This window comes from Paenibacillus sp. sgz302115, from assembly GCF_056120445.1.
The window spans coordinates 118,539-142,923 of record NZ_JBVYOK010000012.1 but is presented as its reverse complement, the minus strand read 5'-3'; the positions used below and the strand labels follow the sequence as shown (position 1 = coordinate 142,923).

Here is a 24,385-nt window from a genome sequence, read left to right as displayed (position 1 = left end):
GATAAGCGTCCGGCAAACCAATAGGGAGGATTTGCAAAATGACAACACAAACAGTTTCATCACTTGTTGTACCGGAGATATTTAACCGTTGGCTGGAGAGTCGGGGATTAATATATCAGCTTTTAGTGGACTTTTATGGAAGAAAGCCAAGCCTCTCGCTGGTCGCGCAGTGGAGCCGCAACCAAAAGATCAGTGTGGCTGCGGACATGACTGAAGGCGGGCGGGAGTTGAAGCGCTACCTCTGCAGCCAAGAGCCTTCGGCGCTGCCGCAGATCTGCGAGCGAGAGAACCGGGAATACATGCGGCTGATGAATGAGCGTGCAGCCAGCACCATTATTGCCCGTGAAGCGGCTGAACTTGGCCGTGAAGAAGAATTCAGCAATGTTCTCTCTGATGTCTACGCATCAGCAGGGATTGTCTTTAAAAAATGCGGCGGCGAAGCCGATGATCATATCTCCATTGAGCTTGAATTTATGGCGGTGCTCCATGAGCGTATGCTGCACAACAGCTTCTCGATCCGCAGTGCAATGGAGCTGCTGGAAATCCAGGAAAGCTTCCTGGAGGAGCATTTGCTGAAATGGACCCCGCAATTCTGCGAGAGACTGAATGCCGCAACAGATAGCCCGCTCTATCTGGGACTCAGCCACATGCTGGAAGAATTTCTGCCGTATGATCTGCAAATGCTACGGGCTTGGAAGGCCTCGCTGGAGAGCAGCGCGACTGCTACGGCTTAGGCTGGAAATAAAGAATATACGAGGATTGAAATAAAGAATCAGCATGTTATAATAGAGCCAGAATAAGCGTAAAATAAAGAGAACCGTGCGCTAACACGGTCCTCAGTTGCAACAGCCGCTTTTAAGGGCGGTGGCTTAAAAGGTGTTTACGGACAGAATTAGACCGCTTCCTTTGGACAGGGCGGTCTATTTCTTTTTGAGGTAGTTCAGCAGAGCTATGATGAACATGCCGAACATGAACATCAGGGACAACGCTTGGTAAACCTCCATTGGCATCACCTCCCTTCCGGGAGAGTAGCCGACCGCCCATATTAGCCTTTCTATTGCTCCTGTGATTATATCATGGGATGTGATAGCTGGCATATACTATTATCTGACTATCCAGTTACCTCAGGTAATTGGAAAAAAAGTTTTAGAGGCCGTCCCACAGTCAATAACGATGACTCTTCGGACAGCCCCTGTTCCAACAAAAGCATATAAAAATGTATACGATGCTCATGCCACTAACGTGGCTTCATTATAAATGAAGAGATAAAGTTATTTCAGATTGATTACACAGTCTACAGGTCTCCACTTACAGTAGGGGTACAGTTGGTATTGCTAAGATCTGGATTTTGGGAGATCTCACGATAGTGGTCGATTTTATATTCAATGATTTTTTCGGTTTCATACAATCTGGAGATTTCTTTTTGGATTTTTTGTTTGTGCTTTTCGAGTATGGACAGTCTTAGGGGTATCGTATCGTTACCAATACTTGAAAGTTCTCGATAACGTTTCATTTCTTCTAACGTCATCCCTGTTGCTCTCAACCGGGTTAAAAATATGATCCCTCGGATCTGGTCACTGCTGTAAACCCGATGCCCGTTTCGTTTTCGGTCAGCATAAGGCAACAATCCAATTTTCTCATAATAACGAATTGTATCTTCCGTCAAACCTGTTAATTCTGCAGCTTGCTTAATGGAGGTTACTATCTCCGGAATTTCCTGCATAAGATCGTCCCCTTAAGTCATAATTACCAAGGTACTTCGCCATTCTCATCAAAGAAACCTCCTGTTGGCCCCTCTTCTGGAAGCGTAGCAAGGCGAATTATAATCCTGGCGGCTTGCTCGACTGAACGATAACCCGTATTGCGATTTAAATCGGTGGCCGTATAGCCGGGATCAGCAGCATTGATTTTCAGCGGTGAATTTTTAAATTCTTTGGCAAGCATTACGGTTAACGCGTTAACAGCTGTTTTGGAGCTACTGTAGGCCAGCAAATTGAAACGGGCGAATTCGGATTCTGGGTCGCTATTTATTGCTAGTGAACCGAGGCCGCTCGATACGTTGACAATTCTCCCGGATGGAGACTTTGTTAGTAAGGAAAGCATTGCTTTCGTCACTGCAAACATGCCGAAAAAGTTAGTCTCAAACGTTTCTTTTAAAACAGCCAATTCAAGTTGACTTGGGGAAGCGCCTCTTTCCAAAGATACTCCCGCGTTATTAATCAAAACGTCGAGCGACCCAAATTCTTGTTCAATCTGCCTGGTTGCTGCTTCAATCGTATCTTGGTTCGTAACGTCCAACAAAATAAAACGGGCATTCACTCCTTCATTTACCAACGCGGCTGCAGCCTCTTTTCCTTTCTCCTCGTTCCGCGTTCCAAGCAGGATCATAAAACCCATGGACCCCAATTGTCTAGCCGTTTCGTATCCAATTCCTTTGTTTGCTCCGGTAATCAGAACTTTCTTAGCTTTATGCATGTTTTTACCTCTTTTCACTATAGAATTTGTCTGAATTTTAGTGACAACCTTACTTTGAATTTACAACTTGGAGTATACTCCAAGTCAAGCGTTATTATCCTGCCAGCCTAAAACTCAAATCCGGCCTAAAAATACGAACTAACGTTTGATATACTGAAAACAAACGTTAGTTCGGGAGTGATTCTTATGGCAAAGAAAGAACCGATGAATTTAATTCAGTTCCAAAAAACATTCCAAACCGAGGAAGCCTGCCATCAGCATTTATACAACATGAAGTGGCCGGTGCAACGATATCCAGCGATAAGTATCGATCTTATCAAACCTTGGCGAAGAACGGTTATCAACATGAAGCCAAGTTGTTTAATCCGGCAGAAAATCCGGACCACCTCAAATGGCTCCACACGGTCATCTCCAACGCAAAAGCTTTTATTGGCGGAACATATCACGGTCTGGACAGAAAGCACCTTCAAGCTTATCTGGATGAATTCTGTTACCGATTTAACCGACGCGAAGTAAAGAGCGAAGTCTTTAATCGATTGGCTCAATGTTGCGTTTCGTCATCGACGATTACCTATCCTGAGCTAATTATTATTTAAGTAAAAAACAAGGCGCCCTTCCACTTAGGAAAGGCGCCTTATCTTTATTCTACAGTTATATGATCACTGCTTATTCATATACCTTTTTGCTGCGGAACTTCATCAGGAATTCATACACGACCGGTACGACAACCAGTGTCAGAAGGGTGGAGCTGACCAGACCGCCGATAACCGTTACGCCGAGGCCCTTGGAGATAATGCCTGCGCTGTTTTCGAGGCCGGTTACGAGCGGCAGCAGTGCGCCGATGGTTGCCAGCGCGGTCATCAGGATTGGGCGTAAACGGGTAGCTCCTGCTTCAAGCAAGGCTTGGCGCGTTGACATTCCCTCTTTTTCCTTGTGAATTACGCGGTCGATCAAGACAATCGCATTGGTGACAACGATCCCGATCAGCATCAGAGCGCCCATAAGCGCGGAGACGTTCAGGGTCTCTCCTGCCAGCAGCAGGGCAACAAGCGCTCCGATTACGGTGAACGGCAGGGAGAACAGAATTGCAAACGGTGCTAGGCCTCCACCGAATGTAACAACGAGCACGAAGTATACGATGGCGATAGCGGCTAACATGGCAATGCCGAGTTGTCCGAAGGTATCGTTGATTTGCTCGGTTACACCGCCGAAGGTGACGGTTACGCCATCTGGCAGTTTGAGTGCGTCGATCTTGTCTTTGACATTGTTCGAAGCACTGTTGACGTCACTCGCAATGATTTCGGCGGTAACATCAACCTTCATTTTGCCGTCTTCCCGGGTAATGGAGTCTGGCGAAGTTCCGTTCTCGATTTTGGCTACCTCGCCAATCGGCACTGTGATCCCAAGCGGAGAGGTTAGCGTAGCGTCTTGCATTTCCTTAATGCTGCTGTATTTGTCTTTGTCAGTCTCAATATAGACTTTATAATTTTTGCCGTCCATCGCTACCTCTGTCAGGACAGGGCGGGTACCGGCAGGACTGAGCTTCATTGCAATTTGTCCGGCAGTAAGGCCGAGGGAGCTGAGCTTTGCCTGATCAGCTACGATTGTATATTGATCATAAGCTTCGGCTAGACTGGTCTTTCCATCCTTGAAGTTGGCAGTGTCTGCTTGCACGATTCCGGCAATTTCGTCGGCTACCGGCTTCAACTGTTCAAGACTGTCGCCAAAAATATTAACGGTCAGCGTGTTGCCGCCAAGACCCCCGCCTGACATGCCGGACATATCACCCCACACGCCTTCCGGCACCTCTTTGGTCAAGCCTTCAATCAGCTTTTCTTTTACGGTATCAAAATCCGGAGTGTCGCTTTTAAAGGTGATGTAGAAGAGGCCAGAATTAGAGCCGCCCATACCGAACGGGCTGCTGCCCCCGATGGAATATTGCATTTTATCCAAATACTTTTTATCCATATACTTCTGGTCCATGATATATTTCTCGGCCTTCAGCCCCAGGTTCTGTACATCTTTCAGTGTCTGGCCCGCCTTCGGCGAGAAGGTGAGCATTACGTTCTTCTCCTCCTGGGAAGGCATGAAGCTGACGCCAATCGGTTTGATCAGGAACAGGCTGCCGACCAGCAGAAGCACGGCAACGCCGAAGGTGATCAGCTTGTGGGAAAGAGACCAGTTCAGAATTTTTTGATAGCCGGCAGCCATCTTGCCCGGCTTCTCACTGTGGCTGTTCTTGCCCTTTTTGAGACCGTTACGGAAGAGCGTATGCGCCAGTGCGGGCACCAGAGTGATTGCCACAACCAGCGAAGCGAGCAGGGAAAATACCATCGTGAGCGCAAAAGGCAGGAACAGCTCGCCCACCATACCGCTGACAAAAGCAAGCGGAAGGAACACGGCGATGGTTACAATGGTCGAGGACATGATCGGCACGAACATTTCACGCGTTGCTGCGCTGATCAGTTCACGGCCGCGCAGCTTCTCGCCGGACAGGGTCAGCCGCCGGTAGATATTCTCAATAACGACAATCGAGTCATCGACGACACGCCCAATGGCAACGGTCATAGCCCCCAGTGTCATCATATTCAGTGTAATATCCATTTGGCGCAGGCAGAGAATTGCAATCAGCAGCGACAATGGAATGGAGATAATGGAAATAATGGTGGAACGGATATTCCGCAGGAACAGCAGGATAATGAGCACGGCGAACAGGGCGCCGAAAGCTGCTTTGGACAGCATCGTATTCACGGAATCCTCAATCGGCTTCCCTTGGTCCAGCAGCACTGTGAGATTCATCGACTTGAATTGCTTTTTCAGTTCATCCGCCTTATCCTTCACGCCGTTAACCACGTCTACCGTGTTGGCGTCATTGGCTTTTACAATTTGAATCCCGATGGATTCTTGGCCGTTCGTGCGGGAAATGGACTCCGATTTGCCGACAACCTGAATATCAGCAATGTCTCCAAGCTTTACCGTTGGCAGACCGGCACCGGCCGCCATACCTGGATTACCAGCAGCGCCTGCCCCGGTTGTTCCAGCCCCGGGAGCTGCGCCTGCAGCATTGGCCGCTGCGCCTGCTCCGGGCTTTGCTCCAGCAGCACCCGCTCCCGCTCCAGAAGGAACAACAGGAATACTCAGGTTTTTCAGATCGTCAACTGTGGTGACATTGCCGTCCACGACAACCGCTTTTTGTGATTTCTCCATCTCGAACAGGCCAAGCGGCACGCGGAGGGAGGAGGCCTGAACAATTCCTTTAATGGTGTCTTCCGTCAGTCCGTATTGCTTAAGCTTGACTTGGTCGAACTTGAGGGTAACTTCCTTCACATATTGTCCGGCAATCTGTACGGAGGCCACGCCTTCGACGTCCTCCAGGGCAGGACGGATATCATTCTCCGCAATGCGGGTCAGCTCTTCCAGATTACCCGAGCTATCGGACAAGCTAAGCGAAATGACCGGCAGCGAGCTTAGACTGAACCGGGAAATTTGCGGCTTTTGCACATTGTCCGGCAGGGTTACTTCATTTAGAGCCTCGCGAACGGCGGCAGTTGCATTGTCCAGATTTGTACCATAATCGAATTCAATAGTGATGCTGGAGGCATTCTCCAGCGAGTTCGAGGTCAGCGTCTTCACGCCGTCAACATTGCGGAGCTTCTGCTCCAGCGGCTTGCTGACGTCATTCACGACACCTTCCGGCGCTGCCCCCGGGTAGATCGTTGTAATGCTGAGATAAGGGATGCTGATATTAGGCAAAGTCTCCTGCTTCATGGTCAGACCGCTGTACAGGCCGGCGAACACGATGATGATCGTCAGAAGCCAAATGGCAAATTTGTTTCTGAGCGAGAAATTAATTAGGCTCTTCATAAGTTACGTTTCTGCTCCTCTCAGGCTTTCCCGCGGGAAAACCTCCTGTATAAATTGTACTTGGCACTGTCTATCCGTACTTCTTTCTCTCTGCTTGTCATACCTGTCACGAACATTGAGAGCTTCATTGAAAACTGCATACATTCTGCATGTGGAGCGGAATCAGCTTCGTCAGCTCTTCTAGTTCCTTGTGCACTACCGGATAGCTCTGCAGGTTGGACAGCATGCCTTGAATGATGGCCTTGCGCGGATAAGGCATGAGAATTTCGCTCTCCAGAATCGTTAGCGATTCCAGAGCAACTTCTACACTCTGTGGTTCCATGCCGGGATCTGAGCTGAGTCCGGTCTTCATGTCTTTGATAAGCTGCAGCGGATTCCGGCGCGGGCTCCCCTCTTGATGCTCTACCCAGTCCGCCAGAACGGCGGAGGAGATCAAGGGTACAGGCCTTCCGGCGAGCAGGCCGGCTGCAGCAACATCCAATAGATCCACAAGGTGATCAGCAAGGCGCGGAATCGAAACTGCGGACTCATGATTGTAAAGAACCCAGATGTAAGAATAGATCATCCCGTTTCCTAACAGGCACAATTCTCCTGCATAAGGAAGAATCTCCTTCCCGTACAGAATCTCCAGCTTGCTCAGGCACCAACTGATGAAGGGGCCGTTGATCTTGCGCAGCCACTCGGGCGCATCCTTCACACCTTTTCCGGCATACTCCTGAATCTGCCGCTGCAAAAACTGGCGCAGCTCGTATACATGATTAAGCAGGATTTCAATCTGGTTGCGCAGCTTTTCCCGCGGTGTTCTTGAGCTCTCCTGCTCCTCCCGCTGAAGAGGGTCGCGGATCATGCGGAAGCAATATATATAAATGCTGCGTTCCAGCTCTTCCTTGGATTTGAATGCCAGGTAAAGACTGCCCTTGGATATCCCGCATAGCTCGGCAATCTCCTGCATGGAAGTGGAAGACGAGCCTTTCACAGCGAATAGTTGCATAGCTGTTTTAATAATTTGCTCCTTTTTAGTTGCATTTTTATCAACCACCAGGAAATGCACCTCCTTTCTGACTACTCGGTTCTATAATTGACTAATTGGTCACGTCGATTATAATATACATTTTAAGACATTACAAATTTAGGTACGCAAGGGTTGGCCAGAGGTTGCATTATTGTCTAAATTCCAGATTGACGGCGGTTTTCAGTAGGAAGAATGAGATTCTTCATGTAATATATAAATGTGTCATTTCAGTGATGAAAGGTATAAAGAGAAGGTAGGTTATCTATGAGAAGAGGATTGCAGACTTTAGTCATTATTGCGGCTTTATTGGCCTATTATTACTTTGGCTTCGGCGTATTCGGCAATACTGCCGGAACAATTATCAGTATTTTCTCCACTCTGACCGTTATCTCCATTGGGCTTGGTATTTCTATGGAGAATCGCAATCCCTCCACAACGGTGGCCTGGATTCTGCTGCTGGCGCTGATTCCGGTGCTGGGGCTTGTCTTCTATTTGCTGTTCGGACAAAATGTGTTCAAACGGCGCAAATATGATAAAAAAGCTCAGCGCGACCAGATGGCCTATGAGCGGATTGAGAATGACGCGCTGCGGATGCACCAGGATTGGTCGATCTTTGACGCTCCGCACCAAAAGCTGCTGGGATTATCGCAAAGACTGGCGCGGACCCCCATTTCGTTCAATTCTGAGACCCGTATTCTGACCAACGGTGAGGAGACCTTCGGCACACTGCTGCTGGAGCTGCGGCAGGCGCAGCACCATATTCATATGGAATATTATATTTTCCGGGCTGACCATATCGGGACGCGTATTCAGCAGATTCTCATTGAGAAGGCCCGTGCCGGCGTTGCCGTCAGATTTATGTATGATGCGGTTGGCAGCATTCAGCTCTCAAGAGCCTTCCTCAAGGAATTGAGCGATGCCGGGGTGCAGGTGGCGGCTTACGGCAATTCCACTTCCTTTTTCTCCAGCCGGGTGAACTACCGGAATCACCGCAAGATCGTCGTCATCGACGGGGATGTCGGCTTTATGGGCGGATTGAACGTTGGCGATGAATACCTTAGCCGAAGCAAGACGTATGGCTTCTGGCGCGACACGCACATGCTGATCAGGGGAGAGGCGGTGCGGACGATGCAGATTATTTTTCTGCAGGACTGGATGCACACGACAGGGGAAAAAATACTGGAGCAGGATTATCTCTCCCCTCAGCTGCGCTTTACCACCGGGGACGGAGCGGTGCAGATTATCGCCAGCGGACCGGACAATGAGCGCCGCGCACTCAAGAATATCTTCTTCTCCATGATCACCTCAGCAGAAAAGTCGGTGTGGATTGCCACCCCGTACTTTATCCCGGACGAGGATATCTTAACCGCGCTGCGCGTGGCTGCGATGTCCGGTCTCGATGTGCGGCTGCTGTTCCCGGCCAAACCGGACAAGTGGATTCCATTCCTGGCTTCCCACACCTATTTCCCGGCGCTGCTGGAATCCGGCGTAAAGATTTATGAATATGAAAAGGGCTTCATCCACTCCAAGCTGTTGATTACCGACGGTGAAATAGCGACGATAGGAACAGCCAACATGGATATGCGCAGCTTCCATCTAAATTTCGAGGTCAATGCGCTGCTGCTGCAGACGGAGAGTGTAGCCCGCGTCGTAGCTGATTTTGAACGTGATTTGCTGTCTACCCGCCAGATTGTGCATGAGACCTTTATGAACAAACGCCTGCTGGAGCGGATTCTGGAATCGGCGGCAAGACTGATGTCTCCGCTGCTGTGACAATCGGCGTATCTATCGTGCTTGTAATCTAAGAATGCACGGACAGGCCAGCAGGATAACAGTAATAAGACCGCCGGAAGGAGCAAGGAATAGCTCTGCGGCGGTCTTTTGTATGTCACTCATGAAAATTACAATGCTGCGGCTCACTGGGAGAGCCTTTATGTGGTGCCAGTTGCCATGCATGGTTGTGCTATGCGAATGTGTTATAATGAAGCGTGCTATTGCTGATGAATCGGATTCGGGTGGTCTGACGCCACCGGATATATATAGAATAGACCGTAAGGATCGGAGGGGAGACAGCATGAAGCAGATGCCGCAGGACGACTTGCCGCAGCGTACAGAAGGAAGTCAAGATACGGAGTCTGGCCCCGCCCCGCAAGGTGCTGAGAATAAGGGGCAGTCTTTGCTGCCCCTGTCCACGACGGGTGAGCGGAAGATTGAGCATGTGCGCCTCTGCCTGAATGAGGAGGTTGGAGGCAGCGGAATAACGAACGGCTTCGAGAACTACCGGTTTCGGCATAATGCCCTTCCGGAGCTGAATTATGACGACATCTCGCTGCGGACGGAATTCTTAAGCCGGGAGCTGCGGACGCCGCTGCTGATCAGCTCCATGACCGGCGGCAGCAAGGCGACAGGTGAGATCAATGCCAGACTGGCTGAGGCTGCGCAGCGCCGGGGCTGGACGCTCGGAGTCGGCTCCATCCGGGCGGCTGTTGAGCGCTCGGAGCTTGCCGCTACCTTCCGGGTACGGGACAAGGCTCCGGGGATTCCGGTCATTGCGAACATCGGCGCAGTGCAGTTGTCTTACGGCTTCGGTGTAGACGAGTGCCGCAGAGCCGTGGAAATTGCCGGTGCTGACTGGCTGGTGCTGCATTTGAATGGGCTTCAGGAGGTATTCCAGCCGGAGGGCGACACCGGATTTGCCGGCTTATTGCCCCGAATCGAAGAGGTATGCAGACAGCTTGAAATCCCAGTAGGTGTCAAAGAGGTTGGCTGGGGCATTGACGGGGATACGGCGTCCCGGCTGTACAGTGCCGGGGTCGCTTTTATAGACGTGGCTGGTGCGGGCGGAACCTCCTGGAGCCAGGTGGAGAAGTTCCGCAGCAGCGATGCTGTCCGGCGGGCGGCGGCGGAAGCCTTTGCGGATTGGGGGATTCCCACCGCGGAGTGCATTGTGGAGGTGCGCGCGGCCTCGAAGTATGGCGCGCTCATCGGCAGCGGCGGGCTGAGACACGGCGTGGATGCTGCGAAGGCGCTGGCGCTCGGTGCGGATCTGGCCGGCTTCGGGCGGAATCTGCTCGGCCCGGCTGTGAAATCGGAGGAAGCGCTGGATCATGCGCTGGCCCAGGTGGAGCTGGAGCTGCGGACCGCAATGTTCGGCATCGGGGCGCCGGATCTTGGTGCGTTGCGCGGCACGCCGCGCTTGATCCGGCGATAGAGGCAATAGAGATTACGGAAATAAGGAAGGATACCAATACAATGATTAAACTGGTACCAATGGATGAAACCGCATTTCAATTTTTCATCAGTCAATCGACCCGCGATTATGCGGAAGACAAAATAAAAGCCGGAGCCTGGGATGCCGAGATTGCCATGCAGCTCTCCCGGGAAGCGATGAGCAAATATCTGCCTAAGGGTCTGCATACGGAAGGGGCTCACCTATATTCCGTTGTCGAGGTGGAGACCGATACCCAGGCTGGCTATATCTGGTTCAATGTGACCGAGGGACACCGCAGCCGCGAGGCCTTTATTTATGATATTTATATTTTCGAGCCGTTCCAGGGCAAAGGCTACGGCAAGCAGGCGCTGCTTGCGCTTGATGAGGAAGCACGCAAGATGAATGTTGCCAAAATCGGGCTGCATGTGTTCGGCCAGAACACCCGCGCTTTTGAGCTTTATAAGAAAATGGGCTATCTGGTCACCGACATTACGATGTCAAAAGAACTTTAATACCAAGCTGATTGCTGTTGCTGGCGGTTTTGTTCTAATATATAATGGTTTAGATCAGGCTACGGAAATTATGCGGTGATCAATCCAACCGAAAATAGGAGTTGTCATATAAATGGCTTTGAAAGCTGGAATTGTTGGACTTCCGAACGTAGGAAAATCCACATTATTTAACGCGATTACGCAAGCGGGAGCAGAATCCGCCAACTATCCTTTCTGCACTATTGACCCGAACGTCGGTGTCGTGGAAGTGCCGGACGAACGTCTGGATAAGCTGACAGAGCTGGTGCAGCCGAACAAGACGGTTCCGACCGCTTTTGAATTTGTGGACATTGCCGGATTGGTGCGCGGTGCGAGCAAGGGTGAAGGCCTCGGCAACAAGTTCCTGGCCCATATCCGTGAAGTGGATGCGATTGTCCATGTCGTTCGTTGCTTCGTGGATGAGAATGTAACGCATGTCGACGGCAAAGTGAATCCGATCAGCGATATTCAGACCATTAATCTGGAGCTGATTCTGGCTGACGTGGAGAGCATCGAGAAACGCATTGAACGCTCCCGCAAAAATATCAAGGGCGGCGACAAGAAATACGTCCAGGAAGTTGAAGTTCTGGAGCGCGTCAAGGAAGCTCTCTATGAAGATAAGCCTGCACGCAGTGTGGAGCTGTCCGATGACGAGCGTCTGATCGTGCGCGATCTTCACCTGCTGACGCTGAAGCCGGTGCTGTATGCGGCGAATGTGGGCGAAGACGAAGTTGCTACTGCTGAAGACAACCCTTACGTGAAGCAGGTCCGTGAATTCGCTGCTGCCGAGAACGCCGAAGTGGTGCCAATCAGCGCGAAGGTTGAAGCGGAGATTGCCGAGCTGGAGGGCGAGGACAAGGCGATGTTCCTGGAAGAGCTGGGGCTGCAGGAATCCGGGCTGAACCGCCTGATCAAAGCGGCCTACAAGCTGCTGGGACTGTACACTTACTTTACTGCGGGTGTTCAGGAGGTTCGCGCTTGGACGATCCGCAAAGGAACCAAAGCGCCTGGTGCTGCCGGTGTAATTCACACAGACTTCGAGCGCGGCTTTATCCGTGCAGAGGTTGTGGCTTATGCCGATCTGCTGGCTGCCGGTTCGATGAACGGTGCCAAGGAACGCGGGCAGCTTCGCCTCGAAGGCAAGGAATATCTGGTGCAGGACGGCGACGTTATGCATTTCCGTTTCAACGTGTAAGCTGATATTTTTGATAGCAGAACAGAAAGAGGTTGTCTGGAAGTAGAATTTCTACTGGCCGGATGGCTTCTTTTTTTGCATAGGCCCGGAGCGTACATGAATAACAATCTTGCGCTTTTTACATAATAAGGAGCGTTTTCACAAGCTGCAAAAAATCCTGGCTCTGTACATATAGCACTGTAGCCAATCAGCAGGATTGGTGATATAATATAAAGTCGTATATCTATTTTTATTGTATCAACAATTTAAAACAATATGCTTGAACTTGACAATGAATCAGGAGAGGTGAATTCCCTTGTTGGACCGATTGCAATCCCTGGCGGACCGCTATGAGAAACTCAGTGAACTGCTTTGTGACCCGGATGTTGCAAGCGACAGTAAGAAACTGAGGGACTATTCCAAAGAACAATCCGATTTGCAGCCCGCCTTTGAGGCGTATGCCGAATATAAAAATGTAATGGAAGAGCTTGAAGCCGCAAAGATGATGCAGGCCGAAAAGCTTGATGATGAAATGAAGGAAATGGTCAAGATGGAAATCGACGATCTTTCCTCACGCCAGGTTGCGCTGGAGGAGAAAATACGCCTCCTGCTGCTGCCGAAGGACCCTAATGACGATAAGAACGTGATCGTGGAAATCCGCGGCGCAGCCGGGGGAGATGAGGCGGCATTGTTCGCTTCTGATCTGTACCGGATGTACACCCGCTATGCGGATGCCCAAGGCTGGCGCGTCGAGCTGATGGACGTCAATACGAATGACCTCGGCGGCTTCAAAGAGGTTATCTTCATGATCAATGGACGCGGCGCTTACAGCAAAATGAAATTCGAAAGCGGCGCACACCGCGTTCAGCGTATTCCGACTACCGAATCCGGCGGACGGATTCATACTTCGACCTCCACGGTGTCGGTTATGCCTGAAGCGGAAGAGTTCGAAATTGAAATTCTCGACAAGGATATCCGCGTAGATACCTTCTGCTCCAGCGGCGCGGGCGGCCAGTCGGTTAATACAACCAAATCCGCAGTCCGTGTGACCCATGTGCCTACCGGTATTGTAGCGACCTGTCAGGACGGGAAATCCCAGAACTCCAATAAGGAGAAGGCGCTGCAGGTGCTGCGTGCCCGGATCTCGGACATGAAGCGCCAGGAGGAAGAAGCAAAGTATGCCGGAGAACGCAAGAGCAAAGTCGGAACCGGCGACCGCAGCGAGCGGATTCGCACCTACAATTTCCCACAGAGCCGTGTAACCGATCATCGTATCGGCCTTACCCTGCACCGTCTGGATCAGGTGATGAACGGAGACATTACGGAAATTATCTCGGCATTGTCGATTGCAGAGCAAGCGGAGTTAATGGAAAAAGGAGAATAATGCTTTGAAACACGACTCTTATGTCATGCCTGACGTGCAAAGCATCAGGGAAGCCTTTGCGGAGGCTTCTTCTTTTTTGGACAAATCCGGGTGCAATGAGCCCCAGCGCAGCAGCCAGCTTCTGCTGGAGCATGTGCTGGGCTTGTCCGGCGCGGCTTATTATATGGCACTGGCTGATCCTTTTCCGCCTGCAGCGAAGGCGGCTTGGGAAGCCGGTGTTACCCGCCGCGCGGCAGGCGAGCCGGTGCAGTATATTATCGGCGAGCAGGAATTTTACGGGCGGGCATTTGAGGTGACGCCCGATGTGCTGATCCCCCGGCCCGAGACGGAGCTGCTCGTCGAGGCGATTTTGAAGTACGGCGCGGAGCTGTGGCCGGACGGTGTGGTGGCTGCGCCGGGCGGAGCGGCGCAGGAAGGCGGGCGCGCTGCGGGTGAAGCAGCGCAGGATGATGCGGCGGCTGCGGGTGCAGCCGCCGGGGCACTCGCGGGCGGCATGGCAGCCCGCGGGGACAGCGGCGCGGGCAACGCGCGCGCGCCGCGTCCGCTGACCGCCGTCGACATCGGCGCCGGCAGCGGAGCCATCTCCGTCACGCTGGCGGCGGAAGCGCCGGCGTGGCGGGTCTGCGCCGGCGACATCTCGCCCGGCGCGCTGGCCGTGGCCGGCCGCAATGCGCGGCGGCACGGCACGGTCGTGGACCTGCGGCTCGGCGACCTGCTCGAGCCGTTTGCGGGGATGGAGACGGATATTCTCGTCTCCAACCCGCCCTATATTCCCGGCGGAGATATCGCCGGGCTGCAGCGCGAGGTGCGCGACCACGAGCCGCGCACTGCACTGGACGGCGGCGCCGACGGGCTGGACCCGTATCGCCGCATGATGGACCAGCTACGGCTGCTTCCGGCACCGCCGCGGCTGGTCGGGTTCGAGCTCGGCCAAGGCCAGGCCGAGCAGGTGGCCGGGCTGCTGCGCGCAGCCGGCCACTGGGGGGAGATCGTCACAATTGACGATCTCGCGGGCATCCCGCGCCACGTGCTGGGGATCGCCCGCTAGAGGGGCGATCGCAAACCGTGTGCCCGGCCGGAGAAGTTCATGAAGCGCCCTTAGGCGCTAAATGGATTTACTCCACCTAAACTGCTGGAATCTGTGCGGCTGCAGCATTTAGTGGGATTTTCGCCAACTAATTTCGAATAAAGCCCGCCCAATCGTCCCTCAGCGCGGCATTAGGTTTACTTTTTCCAACTAAAGCTTTGACGAGAGCCAAATGGCGCTGAATTAGCTTTACTTTTTCCATGTATCCTTAATCTCCCGGTACAGCCGGATGTTACAGCATGCATGTCCACTCCAGGCAATGGAGTTCGGCTATGCAGTGAAATTGTATTTTTGCTGCCCCTTCCATTACAATAGACATGACGGGAATTCGGTTTGTAGACATGAAATTCAGAAGACCCAGTACGGAGTAAGGAGACAGAATATGCTTCAGAAGATTAAAAAGATTGACGGCGTCATTGTGGTCATTCTTATCCTGTTGATGGTCGTCAGCATTTTTTCCATATACAGTGTCACGCATGGACGGGAGAAGCTGGACGGGTCGCATCTTCGGATGATCAAGTTTTATGTGCTGGGTATTGTTGCATTTGTCGGACTGACCTTTGTAGATTACCGGCTGCTGGTTAAATATGCACCGTACGTTTATGGTGTTGGGATAGGGATTCTGGTGCTGGTCAGCTTTATCGGCAAGGAGCAGAACGGGGCCCAGGGCTGGATTAAGTTCGGAGGCTTCAGCCTTCAGCCGGCGGAGCTGTTCAAGCTGATTCTGATTCTTTTCCTGGCATCTATGCTGGTGCGCAAGATGAAGAATAAGCTCCTTTTCTGGCGCGATGTGGTTCCGCTCGGACTGCTCACCCTGCTTCCCTTTCTGATCGTCATCAGTCAAAATGACTTGGGCAACGCGCTTTCCTATATTGTGATCCTGTTCGGCCTGCTGTGGATTGGCAATATCAAATTTTCCCACGCCCTGATTGGACTGCTGGTAATAGGCGGAACGGCAGCGGCGGGGATCATGAGCTATATCCACTACCATGATGAAATCAAAACCTTTCTTACCGACATCGGCCGCTCCCACTGGGTAGAACGTTTTGACCCGTGGCTCGTACCTGATGAGGCGACTGCTAAGGCGAGCTACCATACCAAAAATGCCAAGCTGGCTATTGCTTCGGGAGGCATGAGCGGGGAAGGGTACATGAATGGCAGCTCCGTACAGACGGACCGGGTGCCTTACACCTATTCCGACTCCATCTTTGTCGAGATTGCTGAGGAATTCGGCTTTGTCGGTTCTGCGCTCGTATTGCTGCTCTACTTTATCCTGATCCACCGGATGATTCTGATTGCATTGGAGAGCAAGGACCGGGGCGGGCCGTTTCTGATCGTCGGCATTGTTGCGATGCTGCTGTACCAGATATTTGAGAATATCGGCGCATTTATCGGCCTTATGCCGCTAACCGGGATTACGCTGCCGTTTATCAGCTATGGGGGAACCTCACTGATGATCAACATGGCCAGCATTGGCCTGGTGATGAGCGTGCGTCTGCACGGTCAAGAGGTCGAGGAGGAACTACCGAATCCGTCAGTGTATTCCTCACCGGCTAAGCAAGGATAGCCAACAATAACTATAGACCGCTGGAGTTCATCGTTAAGATGGGTTCCGGCGGTTTTTTTATAATATATGAAAGTAAGGACGGCGCAGCCGTTTCTACTTGTTTTTACAATTTCAAGGCCGGGTGCTATAAAATTGTATTTGCACTGTATCTTGCTTTACAATGGAAAATAACGGCTTTGCGCTGTCGGCGTTTTACGGCAAGAGGCCTAAATCCGGATACAGTTAGGAGTTCATCACATGCTGCAGCGTTTTAAAAAGATTGACGGCGTCATTGTGGTTGTTCTGATCCTTTTGATGGTCATCAGTATTTTATCCATATACAGTGTCACCCACGGACGCAAAGATGACGGCCTGCACATTCAGATGATCAAGTGGTACGGAGTGGGTTTTCTTGCTTTCATAGGGCTGTCTTTATTTGATTACCGCCTGCTTGTAAAATATGCGAACTATATTTATATTCTGGGCGTAGGGATTTTGGTGCTGGTCAGTTTTGTTGGGACTGTGAAATACGGTGCCCGGGGCTGGCTGGAGGTAGGGGGGTTCAGCCTTCAGCCGGCGGAGTTGTTCAAGCTGATTCTGATTCTTGGGCTGGCTGCTCTGCTGGTCCGCAAAAATAAGAGCAGGCTTCAGTTCTGGCGCGATGTTGTGCCGCTCAGTCTGGTTGCGCTGCTTCCGTTCGTGATTGTGATCACTCAGAACGATCTGGGCAACGCGCTCAGCTATTTGATTATCCTGCTCGGTCTCTTGTGGATTGGTGGGATTAGATTATCCCATGCGCTGATTGGCCTGGTTGTTGGGGCCTTGGCAATAGGTGGCTTTATTTTCAGCTACATTAACTATCATGATCAGACCACGAACTTTTTGAGTAAAACGCTTGGCCGCGAGCATTTTGTGTCCCGCTTTGATCCCTGGCTGGTGCCGGAGCTGGCGAGCAGTGACGACAGCTACCAAACGCGTAATGCCAAAATCGCCATTGCATCGGGCGGGCTCAGCGGGGAAGGGTATATGAAGGGCGGTTCCGTCCAGTCGGGTAAAATACCGGTGCTCTATACGGATGCGATTTTTGCCCAGATTGCCGAAGAATTCGGCTTCGTAGGGGCGGCGCTGCTCCTGCTGCTGTTTTTTATTCTGATTCATAGGATGATTCTGATTGCCCTGGAATGCAAGGAACGGGCCGGGCCTTATCTGATTATTGGGATTGTGGCTATGCTGCTGTATCAGATTCTTGAGAATATCGGCGCGTATATCGGCCTCATGCCGCTAACGGGAATTACCCTTCCGTTCATCAGCTACGGCGGGACTTCGGTCCTGATCAATATGTCCAGCATGGGCATAGCGATGAGTGTGCTGCTGTATGGACAGGATGTAGAGGAAGACCTGCCCGCGGCGTCTACCCTGCATCTCTAAGAATACCCACATCAATTAATAGTTTAATAGGTTTGCGCTCTCTCTTCTCTGGACATACTGAGGACATAAGAGATTCAGAGGGAGAGGGGCTGCTGGAAGATGGAAATGAACAAGCCGGGACAACAGGATTCCTTGCGTGTAACTTTTAAGTATACTGCCATTTTAATTTGTTTTTTTATGATTCTCATGATGGCCTGGGAAGGGCAAAAAAGCGATGCCGCTGTGGCGGAGGCCTCCATTCCCCAGGATTCAATCCGGCTGCGGATTCTGGCGAACTCGGATGCGGCAGGTGATCAATTGGTCAAACGCCAGATTCGGGACAGCATTGTGGAGCAGATGAATCAGTGGGTATCTGCGCTGGAAGACCCGCAAAGTCTGGAGCAGGCACGCGCTCTGATCAGACAGCATCTGCCGGAGCTGAATGCACTGGTGGCGGGTGAGCTTGCGAAACGGGGCATCGAGTATAATTATAAAGTAGAGCTGGGAGTCGTTCCGTTCCCGACCAAAATGTACGGCGGCAAGGTCTATCCGGCCGGGGATTATGAAGCCTTGCGCGTGACGCTTGGTGCAGGCAAGGGGCAAAACTGGTGGTGCGTGCTGTTTCCGCCGCTGTGCTTCATTGATGCCGGCTCGGGAGATGCTGCCGCGCCGACCGAGGCCAAAGGAGCCAAAGCCGCCCTGGCTGATGCATCCGGAGATAGCCCTGAAGTGAAGACTGCAGCAAGCGGAACGGTACAAAAGGGTTCCGGCGCAGCCGCTGCCAGCGGGGAAGCGGAAGCGCCGAAGGTGCGTTTCTTCCTCTGGGAGCTGCTGGAGAATCTATGGAGCTGGATCAGCGGATTATTCAGCTAAGATCCTATGAATCTACTGCGGTCCATGATACGATATAAGCTGAACTTGCGCGGAATTGCTGCGGCTCCACCTGGTGGGGCCGTTTCTTCATAGTTTCTGTAATAATGCAAATCTGCAATAACGAACCTTAAAGAAAGCTTGTGATATGTAATGACAGAACATCAAGAGAACTCGTTTGCGGTCCAGCGCCGCAGCGGGCAAATAGATTCCACAGAATATTGGGAACTGTCCGGTGCTTCGCTGTCCGAACAGGATGAGCAAGCCATAGAGGAAGCGGCGGCTATGCTTCGCAAGGGGAGTACCGTTGCCTTTCCGACTGAGACGGTATACGGCCTCGGGGCGGATGCCCGCAATACCGCTGCGGTGGAGGCGGTGTTCGCCGCCAAAGGCCGGCCTTCCGACAATCCGCTGATCGTGCATATCGCCCGCCGTAGCGATCTGGACGGGCTGGTTACGGAGGTGCATCCTTCAGCAGCGGCGCTGATTGACGCTTTTTGGCCCGGCCCGCTGACGGTGGTGCTTCCCGTGCGTCCCGGCGTGCTGTCGCCGCTCGTTACTGCGGGGCTGGATACGGTCGGCGTGCGCATGCCCGATCATCCGCTCGCCCTGGCGCTGATTCGCGCGGCAGGCTGTCCGGTGGCTGCGCCTAGCGCCAACCGCTCCGGGCGGCCAAGTCCGACACTGGCCGCCCATGTCCTGGAGGACCTCGCCGGATATATCGGCGGGGTGCTTGACGGCGGCGCGGCCGGAGTCGGCCTGGAGTCGACCGTCGTGCAGGTGCAGCCGGACGGGACGGCCCTGGTGCTCCGTCCCGGCGGCATCACCGCCGAGCAGCTTGCGGCGGTGCTCGGTCCCGGGGCCGTCGGCACGGCCCCGGCTTCTGCGGAAGCGCCGGCCGGCGGCGCTTCCGGCCTGTCCCCCGGCGCGGCGTATGCCGCCGGGGACAGCAGCCCGGCGCCGCGCGCGCCGGGCATGAAGTACGCGCACTACGCCCCGCGCGGAGCGCTTGGCGTAGTGCGCGGCGCTTCGCCGCAGCGCGTGGCGGAAGCTGCCGCGGGGCTGCTGCAGGCGGCGCAGCGGGCTGGCGAGATTACGGGCCTGCTCCTCTTCGAGGAGCATGTGGCCCTGTATCCCGCCAGCCCGGCCGCCTGCGTCGTTTCTCTCGGCTCGCTGACCTCGCCGGAGGAAGGGGCCCGCTCCCTGTATGCCGCGCTGCGGCGCTTCGATGAAGCGGGAGCGACCTATATTCTGGCCGAGGCCTGCCCGGATACCGGCCTCGGCGCAGCAATCATGAACCGGCTGATGAAAGCCGCCGGCGGAACCGTCATCGACGCCGGATAACCCCGGCGTCCACCCTGCGGGCTTTTGTTGCCTGGAGTGGAGAACTGACTGCAGACAGCAGCAGCTTCTCTCCGCCGTATCGCTACCTGCTCTCTCCTGCACAGTCATGTTTCCCTCCTTGTCCGCATATCGTGGTTGTACAAGAACTTTCGGACCTTGGGGGTATGGGCATGGGCATAGGGGGAGTATATGCGGATTGGGGGCAGCTTGTGACGGTTGCCATCATGGCAATCGCACTTGGGATGGACGCTTTCTCGCTCGGTGTTGGAATCGGGATGAAAGGCATCCGTCTTTTGCATGTGCTGCAGCTTAGTCTGCTTGTTGCTTTTTTTCATGTGCTGATGCCGCTGCTGGGCTTGTTTACAGGCAGCTACGTAGGACATTTGCTCGGACAAGTTACGGCTTACGTTGCGGGTGGTTTGCTTGTACTGCTGGGCGGGCATATGGTGTTTAATTCTTTTCGGGACAATGAGAGCTACAGCTATCGGCATTTCATGGATCACCGGTCCTTTTGGGGCATGCTGCTCATTGCACTGAGCGTAAGTATAGATTCTTTCTCAGTGGGGGTTTCACTGGGGATGTTTGTGAATAGCATAGTTTTAACCGTACTTGCCTTTGGGGCCACCGGCGGTCTGATGTCGATTACCGGCCTGCTGCTGGGAAGACGGGTCAGCCGGGGGCTTGGGGTTTACGGTGAGGCGCTGGGCGGAGCGATCCTGCTAGCGTTTGGCTTGCTGTTCATCTTCTGATACAATAACGGCACAAGATTATAATTTTCATTTCATGGAGGTGGAAAGTATGCTGCATATTTTATTCGTCTGCACGGGAAATACATGCCGTAGTCCTATGGCTGAAGGGCTTCTGCGGAAGCTGGCAAAGGAACGGGGGATTGATGTGGAAGTGCGGTCTGCAGGTGTCTCCGCCATTTCCGGTACTTCCATATCCAGACATGCCGCAGCGATTCTGCGGGACGAAGGCGTGAATGATCATATAATATCCTCACAGCTCAGCGCAGAGACGTTGTCCTGGGCCGATCTGGTGCTTACATTAACAGGCGGGCACAAGCGGCATGTGCTGCAATATTTTCCGGGTGCGGTCACGAAGACGTATACGCTGAAGGAATACGTGCATGATGAAGTTTCGGTGGAGCAGGACATCCGCGAACTGGATAGCCTGTATGCCGCAGCAGAGCTTAACCTGGCGCTGGGCGTAGAGCCGGATGCTGCTGATATGCAGCGGATCATCGAGATCCGCCAAAGAATCCCGAGCTTTGATATTTCCGACCCTTTCGGCGGCTCTCGCGAGGACTACGAGCTTGCTGCTGCCGAGATTCGTACAGCGCTGCATAGTTTGCTGGATAAGCTGGAGTCCTTACGCCGTTTGTAAAGGTGGTTGATTTTTCGCGGCCATTCCTTTAAGATTAAAATAAATATTACCCGGTTCCGGTGTAACTGGCGACAAGTGTGGATCAAACCACGATGGAGCACCTGGAATAAACGGCCGGTCGCCTGGGCAAAAGAGCACATCCGCAGAAGGCTGCGGACTGCTCTTTTTTGTTTAAAATGTAGGAATGCTGTTATGCTGAGAGTAGGCAACGCTTGAGGGAGGCAGAATGATGGAAGAAGTCATGAAGCAGGACTCATCGGAGAACGGGGCCTCCGGTGGTTCATCTGGAAATGCCGGTAAGCCGGCGGCAGCGGAGCTTTCTTTAACTGCTGCAACCGCTGCAGTAGTACGTGAACTGGCGGAAGCCGGCAAGCTTGGACCCGGCAAGATTCTTGTTGTCGGTGCAAGCACAAGTGAAGTGGCTGGGGTCCGTATCGGCACCGGAGGCGCGCTTGAAGTGGCGCAGCAATTGCTGCAGGGCGTGGCTGAGGTTGCTGAGGAGCGGGGCTTTCATCCAGTGTATCAATGCTGTGAGCATTTGAACCGTTCCCTGGTGATGGAGCGCTCGTTGCTTGAAAAGCTGGGGCTCCGGGAGGTTTCGGCAGTGCCGATTCCGGGAGCCGGAGGTTCGATGGCTGCCGCCGCCTACCGTTCAATGGCTGATCCTGTTCTGGCTGAGACCGTAGAGGCCCATGCCGGGATAGACATTGGCGAGACGCTGATCGGCATGCATTTGCGCCGGGTTGCGGTGCCTTTTCGGCCAAGCCTGCGCTACATTGGTTCAGCAAGGGTGAACGCGGCCTGGAGCAGACCTCCGCTCATTGGCGGGGAACGCGCGGTATACCGCACCCCGGAGATCAGCGGATCACGGAATTGCGATTAAGGAAAGGCAAGGAACACCAACAACTGGTTAGTCTTCACACAACATAAACTAAAGAGCATTAGGGAGGAAATAAGAATCATGGAACAATTGCGTAAGAGTGACCCGGCAGTACTGGAAGCGATGGGACTGGAGCTGAGCCGTCAGCGTGCCAACATTGAGCTTATTGCCTCGGAGAATATCGTCAGCGAAGCAGTTATGGAAGCTATGGGTTCTGTGCTCACGAACAAATATGCCGAAGGATATCCCGGCAAACGGTATTATGGCGGCTGTGAAGATGTGGATATCGTGGAGAACCTGGCCCGTGACCGCGCTAAGCAGTTGTTTGGAGCGGAACATGCCAATGTTCAGCCGCACTCCGGCGCTCAAGCCAATATGGCGGTTTATCTTGCCGCGTTGAACCCAGGTGATACTGTGCTGGGTATGAATCTGGCTCATGGCGGTCACCTGACCCACGGCAGCCCGGTGAATGCATCCGGCTTGCTGTATAACTTTGTGGCTTACGGCGTTCAGGAGGATACCTTCCTGATTGATTATGATGAAGTGCGCAAAGCAGCATTCAAACACCGTCCTAAATTGATTGTAGCCGGAGCAAGCGCGTATCCGCGTACGATTGATTTTGCAGCGCTTGGTTCAATCGCAAATGATGTTGGCGCATTGTTTATGGTCGATATGGCGCATATCGCCGGATTGGTAGCAGCAGGTCTTCATCCGAGTCCGGTTCCGCATGCCCATTTTGTAACCACAACTACGCATAAGACCTTGCGCGGTCCGCGCGGAGGTATGATTCTGTGCAGACAGCCTTGGGCAGCGGCAATCGACAAGGCCGTATTCCCTGGCACGCAAGGCGGACCATTGATGCATGTGATTGCTTCCAAAGCCGTTTCCTTTGGCGAAGCGCTCCAGCCGTCATTCAAGACATATGCCGAGAATGTGGTGAAGAACGCCAAGGTGCTGGCCGAAACGCTGATTGGTGAAGGAGTTAACATCGTATCTGGAGGCACGGATAATCACCTCATGCTGATCGACACCCGCAGTCTGAACATTACAGGCAAAGATGCGGAGAAGGTGCTCGATTCCATCGGCATTACCGTGAACAAAAATGCCATTCCATTTGATCCTACCAGTCCATTCGTGACCAGCGGCATCCGCATCGGTACACCTGCCGTCACTTCGCGCGGGATGGACCAGCAGGCTATGGTGACCATCGGACATATTATCGCCAATGTGCTGAAGAACCCGAAGGATGAAGGCAAACTCGCCGAGGCTGCCCGTGAAGTGGCTGCACTTACTGAGCGATATCCGATCTATCCGGGGCTGCAATACTAAGCTTCTGCTTCTGTATAAATGTAGCGTTTTAAGAGTCTCTGCAGGTCTGGTTCTTCCAGTCCTGCAGAGGCTTTTTTGTCTTTGAGGAAATAATGATTTTGTTGTGTTGTGGATGAGACACGTACATATGATTGGGAAACGTAGCTAAACATAGTTGTTGGATTGACTATATAATGGAAATATTTAAACAGAAATAACGGCAGAAATACCGTTGCTGAAGCGAGTGTAGTTAGTTTGATGAGGAACAACGGCAGAAATACCGTTGCTGAAGCGAGTGTGGGTAGATTGATGAGGAACAACGGCAGAAATACCGTTGCTGAAGCGAGTGTAGCTAGATTGATGAGGAACGACGGCAGAAATACCGTTGCTGAAGCGAGTGTAGCTAGATTGATGAGGAACGACGGCAGAAATACCGTTGCTGAAGCGAGTGTAGTTAGTTTGATGAGGAACAACGGCAGAAATACCGTTGCTGAAGCGAGTGTGGGTAGATTGATGAGGAATAACGGCAGAAATACCGTTGCTGAAGCGAGTGTAGTTAGTTTGATGAGGAACAACTGCAGAAATACCGTTGCTGAAGCGAGTGTAGTTAGTTTGATGAGGAACAACGGCAGAAATGCCGTTGTCGAAGCGAGTGTGGCTAGTTTGCTGAGGAACAACGGCAGAAATGCCGTTGTTGAAAAAAGTGCGGCTGGTTTGACCAGAAAAACAGCAGAAATGCCACCTGTAGGACCGGGTCTGACCGTTTTTTTACTTCCAGCTAACTTGAACGTTTACCTCCGTTTCACCCCGGTTCCTTTGAGCTTTTTGTCCCAATAGACCAGAATCTGGCCTTCTATACGCAATGTGTTGCACAATGTTCACAATTTCAGACGGAAAAATGTCGAAT

At 52.7% G+C, this 24,385-nt stretch carries 21 protein-coding genes, 1 pseudogene and 1 riboswitch; of the genes and pseudogenes, 16 read left to right on the top strand and 6 right to left on the bottom strand.

Going from position 1 to position 24,385, the window contains the following annotated elements; translation table 11 throughout:
* The first annotated feature begins 38 nt into the window (after window positions 1-38).
* Window positions 39-734 carry a TorD/DmsD family molecular chaperone gene (locus tag AC0LWN_RS21260; protein WP_474668800.1) on the top strand — a complete coding sequence of 232 codons (696 nt, stop codon included), beginning with the start codon at window positions 39-41 and terminating at the stop codon, window positions 732-734.
* 186 nt (window positions 735-920) lie between these two features.
* On the opposite strand, the gene AC0LWN_RS21255 is transcribed toward AC0LWN_RS21260, so the two are convergent.
* From AC0LWN_RS21255 to AC0LWN_RS21245, 3 genes are all read right to left on the bottom strand, one after another.
* Window positions 921-1,010: a putative holin-like toxin gene (locus tag AC0LWN_RS21255; RefSeq protein WP_474668798.1), complete on the bottom strand. Its 90-nt coding sequence runs from the start codon at window positions 1,008-1,010 to the stop codon at window positions 921-923.
* Between the two features lie 284 nt (window positions 1,011-1,294).
* Window positions 1,295-1,723: a MerR family transcriptional regulator gene (locus AC0LWN_RS21250; RefSeq protein ID WP_474668796.1), complete on the bottom strand. Its 429-nt coding sequence runs from the start codon at window positions 1,721-1,723 to the stop codon at window positions 1,295-1,297.
* A gap of 23 nt (window positions 1,724-1,746) precedes the next feature.
* Window positions 1,747-2,475, bottom strand: coding sequence for an SDR family oxidoreductase (locus AC0LWN_RS21245; RefSeq protein WP_474668794.1), 729 nt, complete (start codon window positions 2,473-2,475; stop codon window positions 1,747-1,749).
* Window positions 2,476-2,741: 266 nt separating this feature from the next.
* On the opposite strand from AC0LWN_RS21245, the pseudogene AC0LWN_RS21240 reads away from it, so the two are divergent.
* Window positions 2,742-3,071: pseudogene (locus AC0LWN_RS21240) on the top strand (IS1595 family transposase); the annotation flags it as partial.
* 70 nt (window positions 3,072-3,141) lie between these two features.
* Here the strand turns inward: AC0LWN_RS21240 and AC0LWN_RS21235 are convergent.
* Entirely contained in the window at window positions 3,142-6,339 is a 3,198-nt protein-coding gene (locus tag AC0LWN_RS21235) for an efflux RND transporter permease subunit (RefSeq protein ID WP_474668792.1), read from the bottom strand.
* 124 nt (window positions 6,340-6,463) lie between these two features.
* Window positions 6,464-7,378 (bottom strand): TetR/AcrR family transcriptional regulator, encoded by a 915-nt coding sequence (locus AC0LWN_RS21230; protein WP_474668790.1) that lies wholly within the window; start codon window positions 7,376-7,378, stop codon window positions 6,464-6,466.
* Between the two features lie 237 nt (window positions 7,379-7,615).
* Here AC0LWN_RS21230 and cls point away from each other — a divergent pair, with 237 nt between their 5' ends.
* The 14 genes from cls (at window position 7,616) to AC0LWN_RS21160 (ending at window position 23,499) form a co-directional block, all read left to right on the top strand.
* Window positions 7,616-9,124 (top strand): cardiolipin synthase, encoded by a 1,509-nt coding sequence (cls, locus tag AC0LWN_RS21225; protein WP_474668788.1) that lies wholly within the window; start codon window positions 7,616-7,618, stop codon window positions 9,122-9,124.
* A 301-nt stretch (window positions 9,125-9,425) separates the two neighbouring features.
* Window positions 9,426-10,562: a type 2 isopentenyl-diphosphate Delta-isomerase gene (fni, locus tag AC0LWN_RS21220; protein ID WP_474668786.1), complete on the top strand. Its 1,137-nt coding sequence runs from the start codon at window positions 9,426-9,428 to the stop codon at window positions 10,560-10,562.
* A 41-nt stretch (window positions 10,563-10,603) separates the two neighbouring features.
* Window positions 10,604-11,074 (top strand): GNAT family N-acetyltransferase, encoded by a 471-nt coding sequence (locus tag AC0LWN_RS21215; RefSeq protein ID WP_474668784.1) that lies wholly within the window; start codon window positions 10,604-10,606, stop codon window positions 11,072-11,074.
* Window positions 11,075-11,186: 112 nt separating this feature from the next.
* Window positions 11,187-12,287: a redox-regulated ATPase YchF gene (gene ychF / locus AC0LWN_RS21210; RefSeq protein ID WP_474668782.1), complete on the top strand. Its 1,101-nt coding sequence runs from the start codon at window positions 11,187-11,189 to the stop codon at window positions 12,285-12,287.
* 295 nt (window positions 12,288-12,582) lie between these two features.
* The gene (gene prfA, locus AC0LWN_RS21205; RefSeq protein WP_458965980.1) at window positions 12,583-13,650 is read left to right on the top strand and encodes a peptide chain release factor 1; all 1,068 of its coding nucleotides are present in this window, start codon (window positions 12,583-12,585) and stop codon (window positions 13,648-13,650) included.
* A 25-nt stretch (window positions 13,651-13,675) separates the two neighbouring features.
* Window positions 13,676-14,698 carry a N5-glutamine methyltransferase family protein gene (locus tag AC0LWN_RS21200; RefSeq protein ID WP_474668915.1) on the top strand — a complete coding sequence of 341 codons (1,023 nt, stop codon included), beginning with the start codon at window positions 13,676-13,678 and terminating at the stop codon, window positions 14,696-14,698.
* 421 nt (window positions 14,699-15,119) lie between these two features.
* Entirely contained in the window at window positions 15,120-16,304 is a 1,185-nt protein-coding gene (locus AC0LWN_RS21195; protein ID WP_474668780.1) for an FtsW/RodA/SpoVE family cell cycle protein, read from the top strand.
* Window positions 16,305-16,541: 237 nt separating this feature from the next.
* A complete protein-coding gene (locus tag AC0LWN_RS21190; RefSeq protein ID WP_474668778.1) occupies window positions 16,542-17,711 on the top strand; it encodes an FtsW/RodA/SpoVE family cell cycle protein in 1,170 nt (389 codons plus the stop codon).
* 99 nt (window positions 17,712-17,810) lie between these two features.
* Window positions 17,811-18,563: a stage II sporulation protein R gene (spoIIR, locus tag AC0LWN_RS21185; RefSeq protein WP_474668776.1), complete on the top strand. Its 753-nt coding sequence runs from the start codon at window positions 17,811-17,813 to the stop codon at window positions 18,561-18,563.
* Between the two features lie 150 nt (window positions 18,564-18,713).
* Window positions 18,714-19,904 carry an L-threonylcarbamoyladenylate synthase gene (locus AC0LWN_RS21180; protein WP_474668774.1) on the top strand — a complete coding sequence of 397 codons (1,191 nt, stop codon included), beginning with the start codon at window positions 18,714-18,716 and terminating at the stop codon, window positions 19,902-19,904.
* Between the two features lie 170 nt (window positions 19,905-20,074).
* Complete coding sequence (locus AC0LWN_RS21175; RefSeq protein ID WP_474668772.1) at window positions 20,075-20,653, top strand: manganese efflux pump MntP; 579 nt, start codon at window positions 20,075-20,077, stop codon at window positions 20,651-20,653.
* 49 nt (window positions 20,654-20,702) lie between these two features.
* Entirely contained in the window at window positions 20,703-21,290 is a 588-nt protein-coding gene (locus AC0LWN_RS21170; RefSeq protein ID WP_474668770.1) for a low molecular weight protein arginine phosphatase, read from the top strand.
* Window positions 21,291-21,341: 51 nt separating this feature from the next.
* Window positions 21,342-21,425: riboswitch (ZMP/ZTP riboswitch) on the top strand.
* 94 nt (window positions 21,426-21,519) lie between these two features.
* Window positions 21,520-22,173 carry a TIGR01440 family protein gene (locus AC0LWN_RS21165; protein ID WP_474668913.1) on the top strand — a complete coding sequence of 218 codons (654 nt, stop codon included), beginning with the start codon at window positions 21,520-21,522 and terminating at the stop codon, window positions 22,171-22,173.
* A 75-nt stretch (window positions 22,174-22,248) separates the two neighbouring features.
* A complete protein-coding gene (locus AC0LWN_RS21160) occupies window positions 22,249-23,499 on the top strand; it encodes a serine hydroxymethyltransferase (protein WP_474668911.1) in 1,251 nt (416 codons plus the stop codon).
* Here AC0LWN_RS21160 and AC0LWN_RS21155 read toward each other — a convergent pair.
* The gene (locus AC0LWN_RS21155) at window positions 23,496-24,155 is read right to left on the bottom strand and encodes a hypothetical protein (protein WP_474668768.1); all 660 of its coding nucleotides are present in this window, start codon (window positions 24,153-24,155) and stop codon (window positions 23,496-23,498) included. The two genes, AC0LWN_RS21160 and AC0LWN_RS21155, sit on opposite strands and share 4 nt — an antisense overlap.
* Window positions 24,156-24,385: the final 230 nt, after the last annotated feature.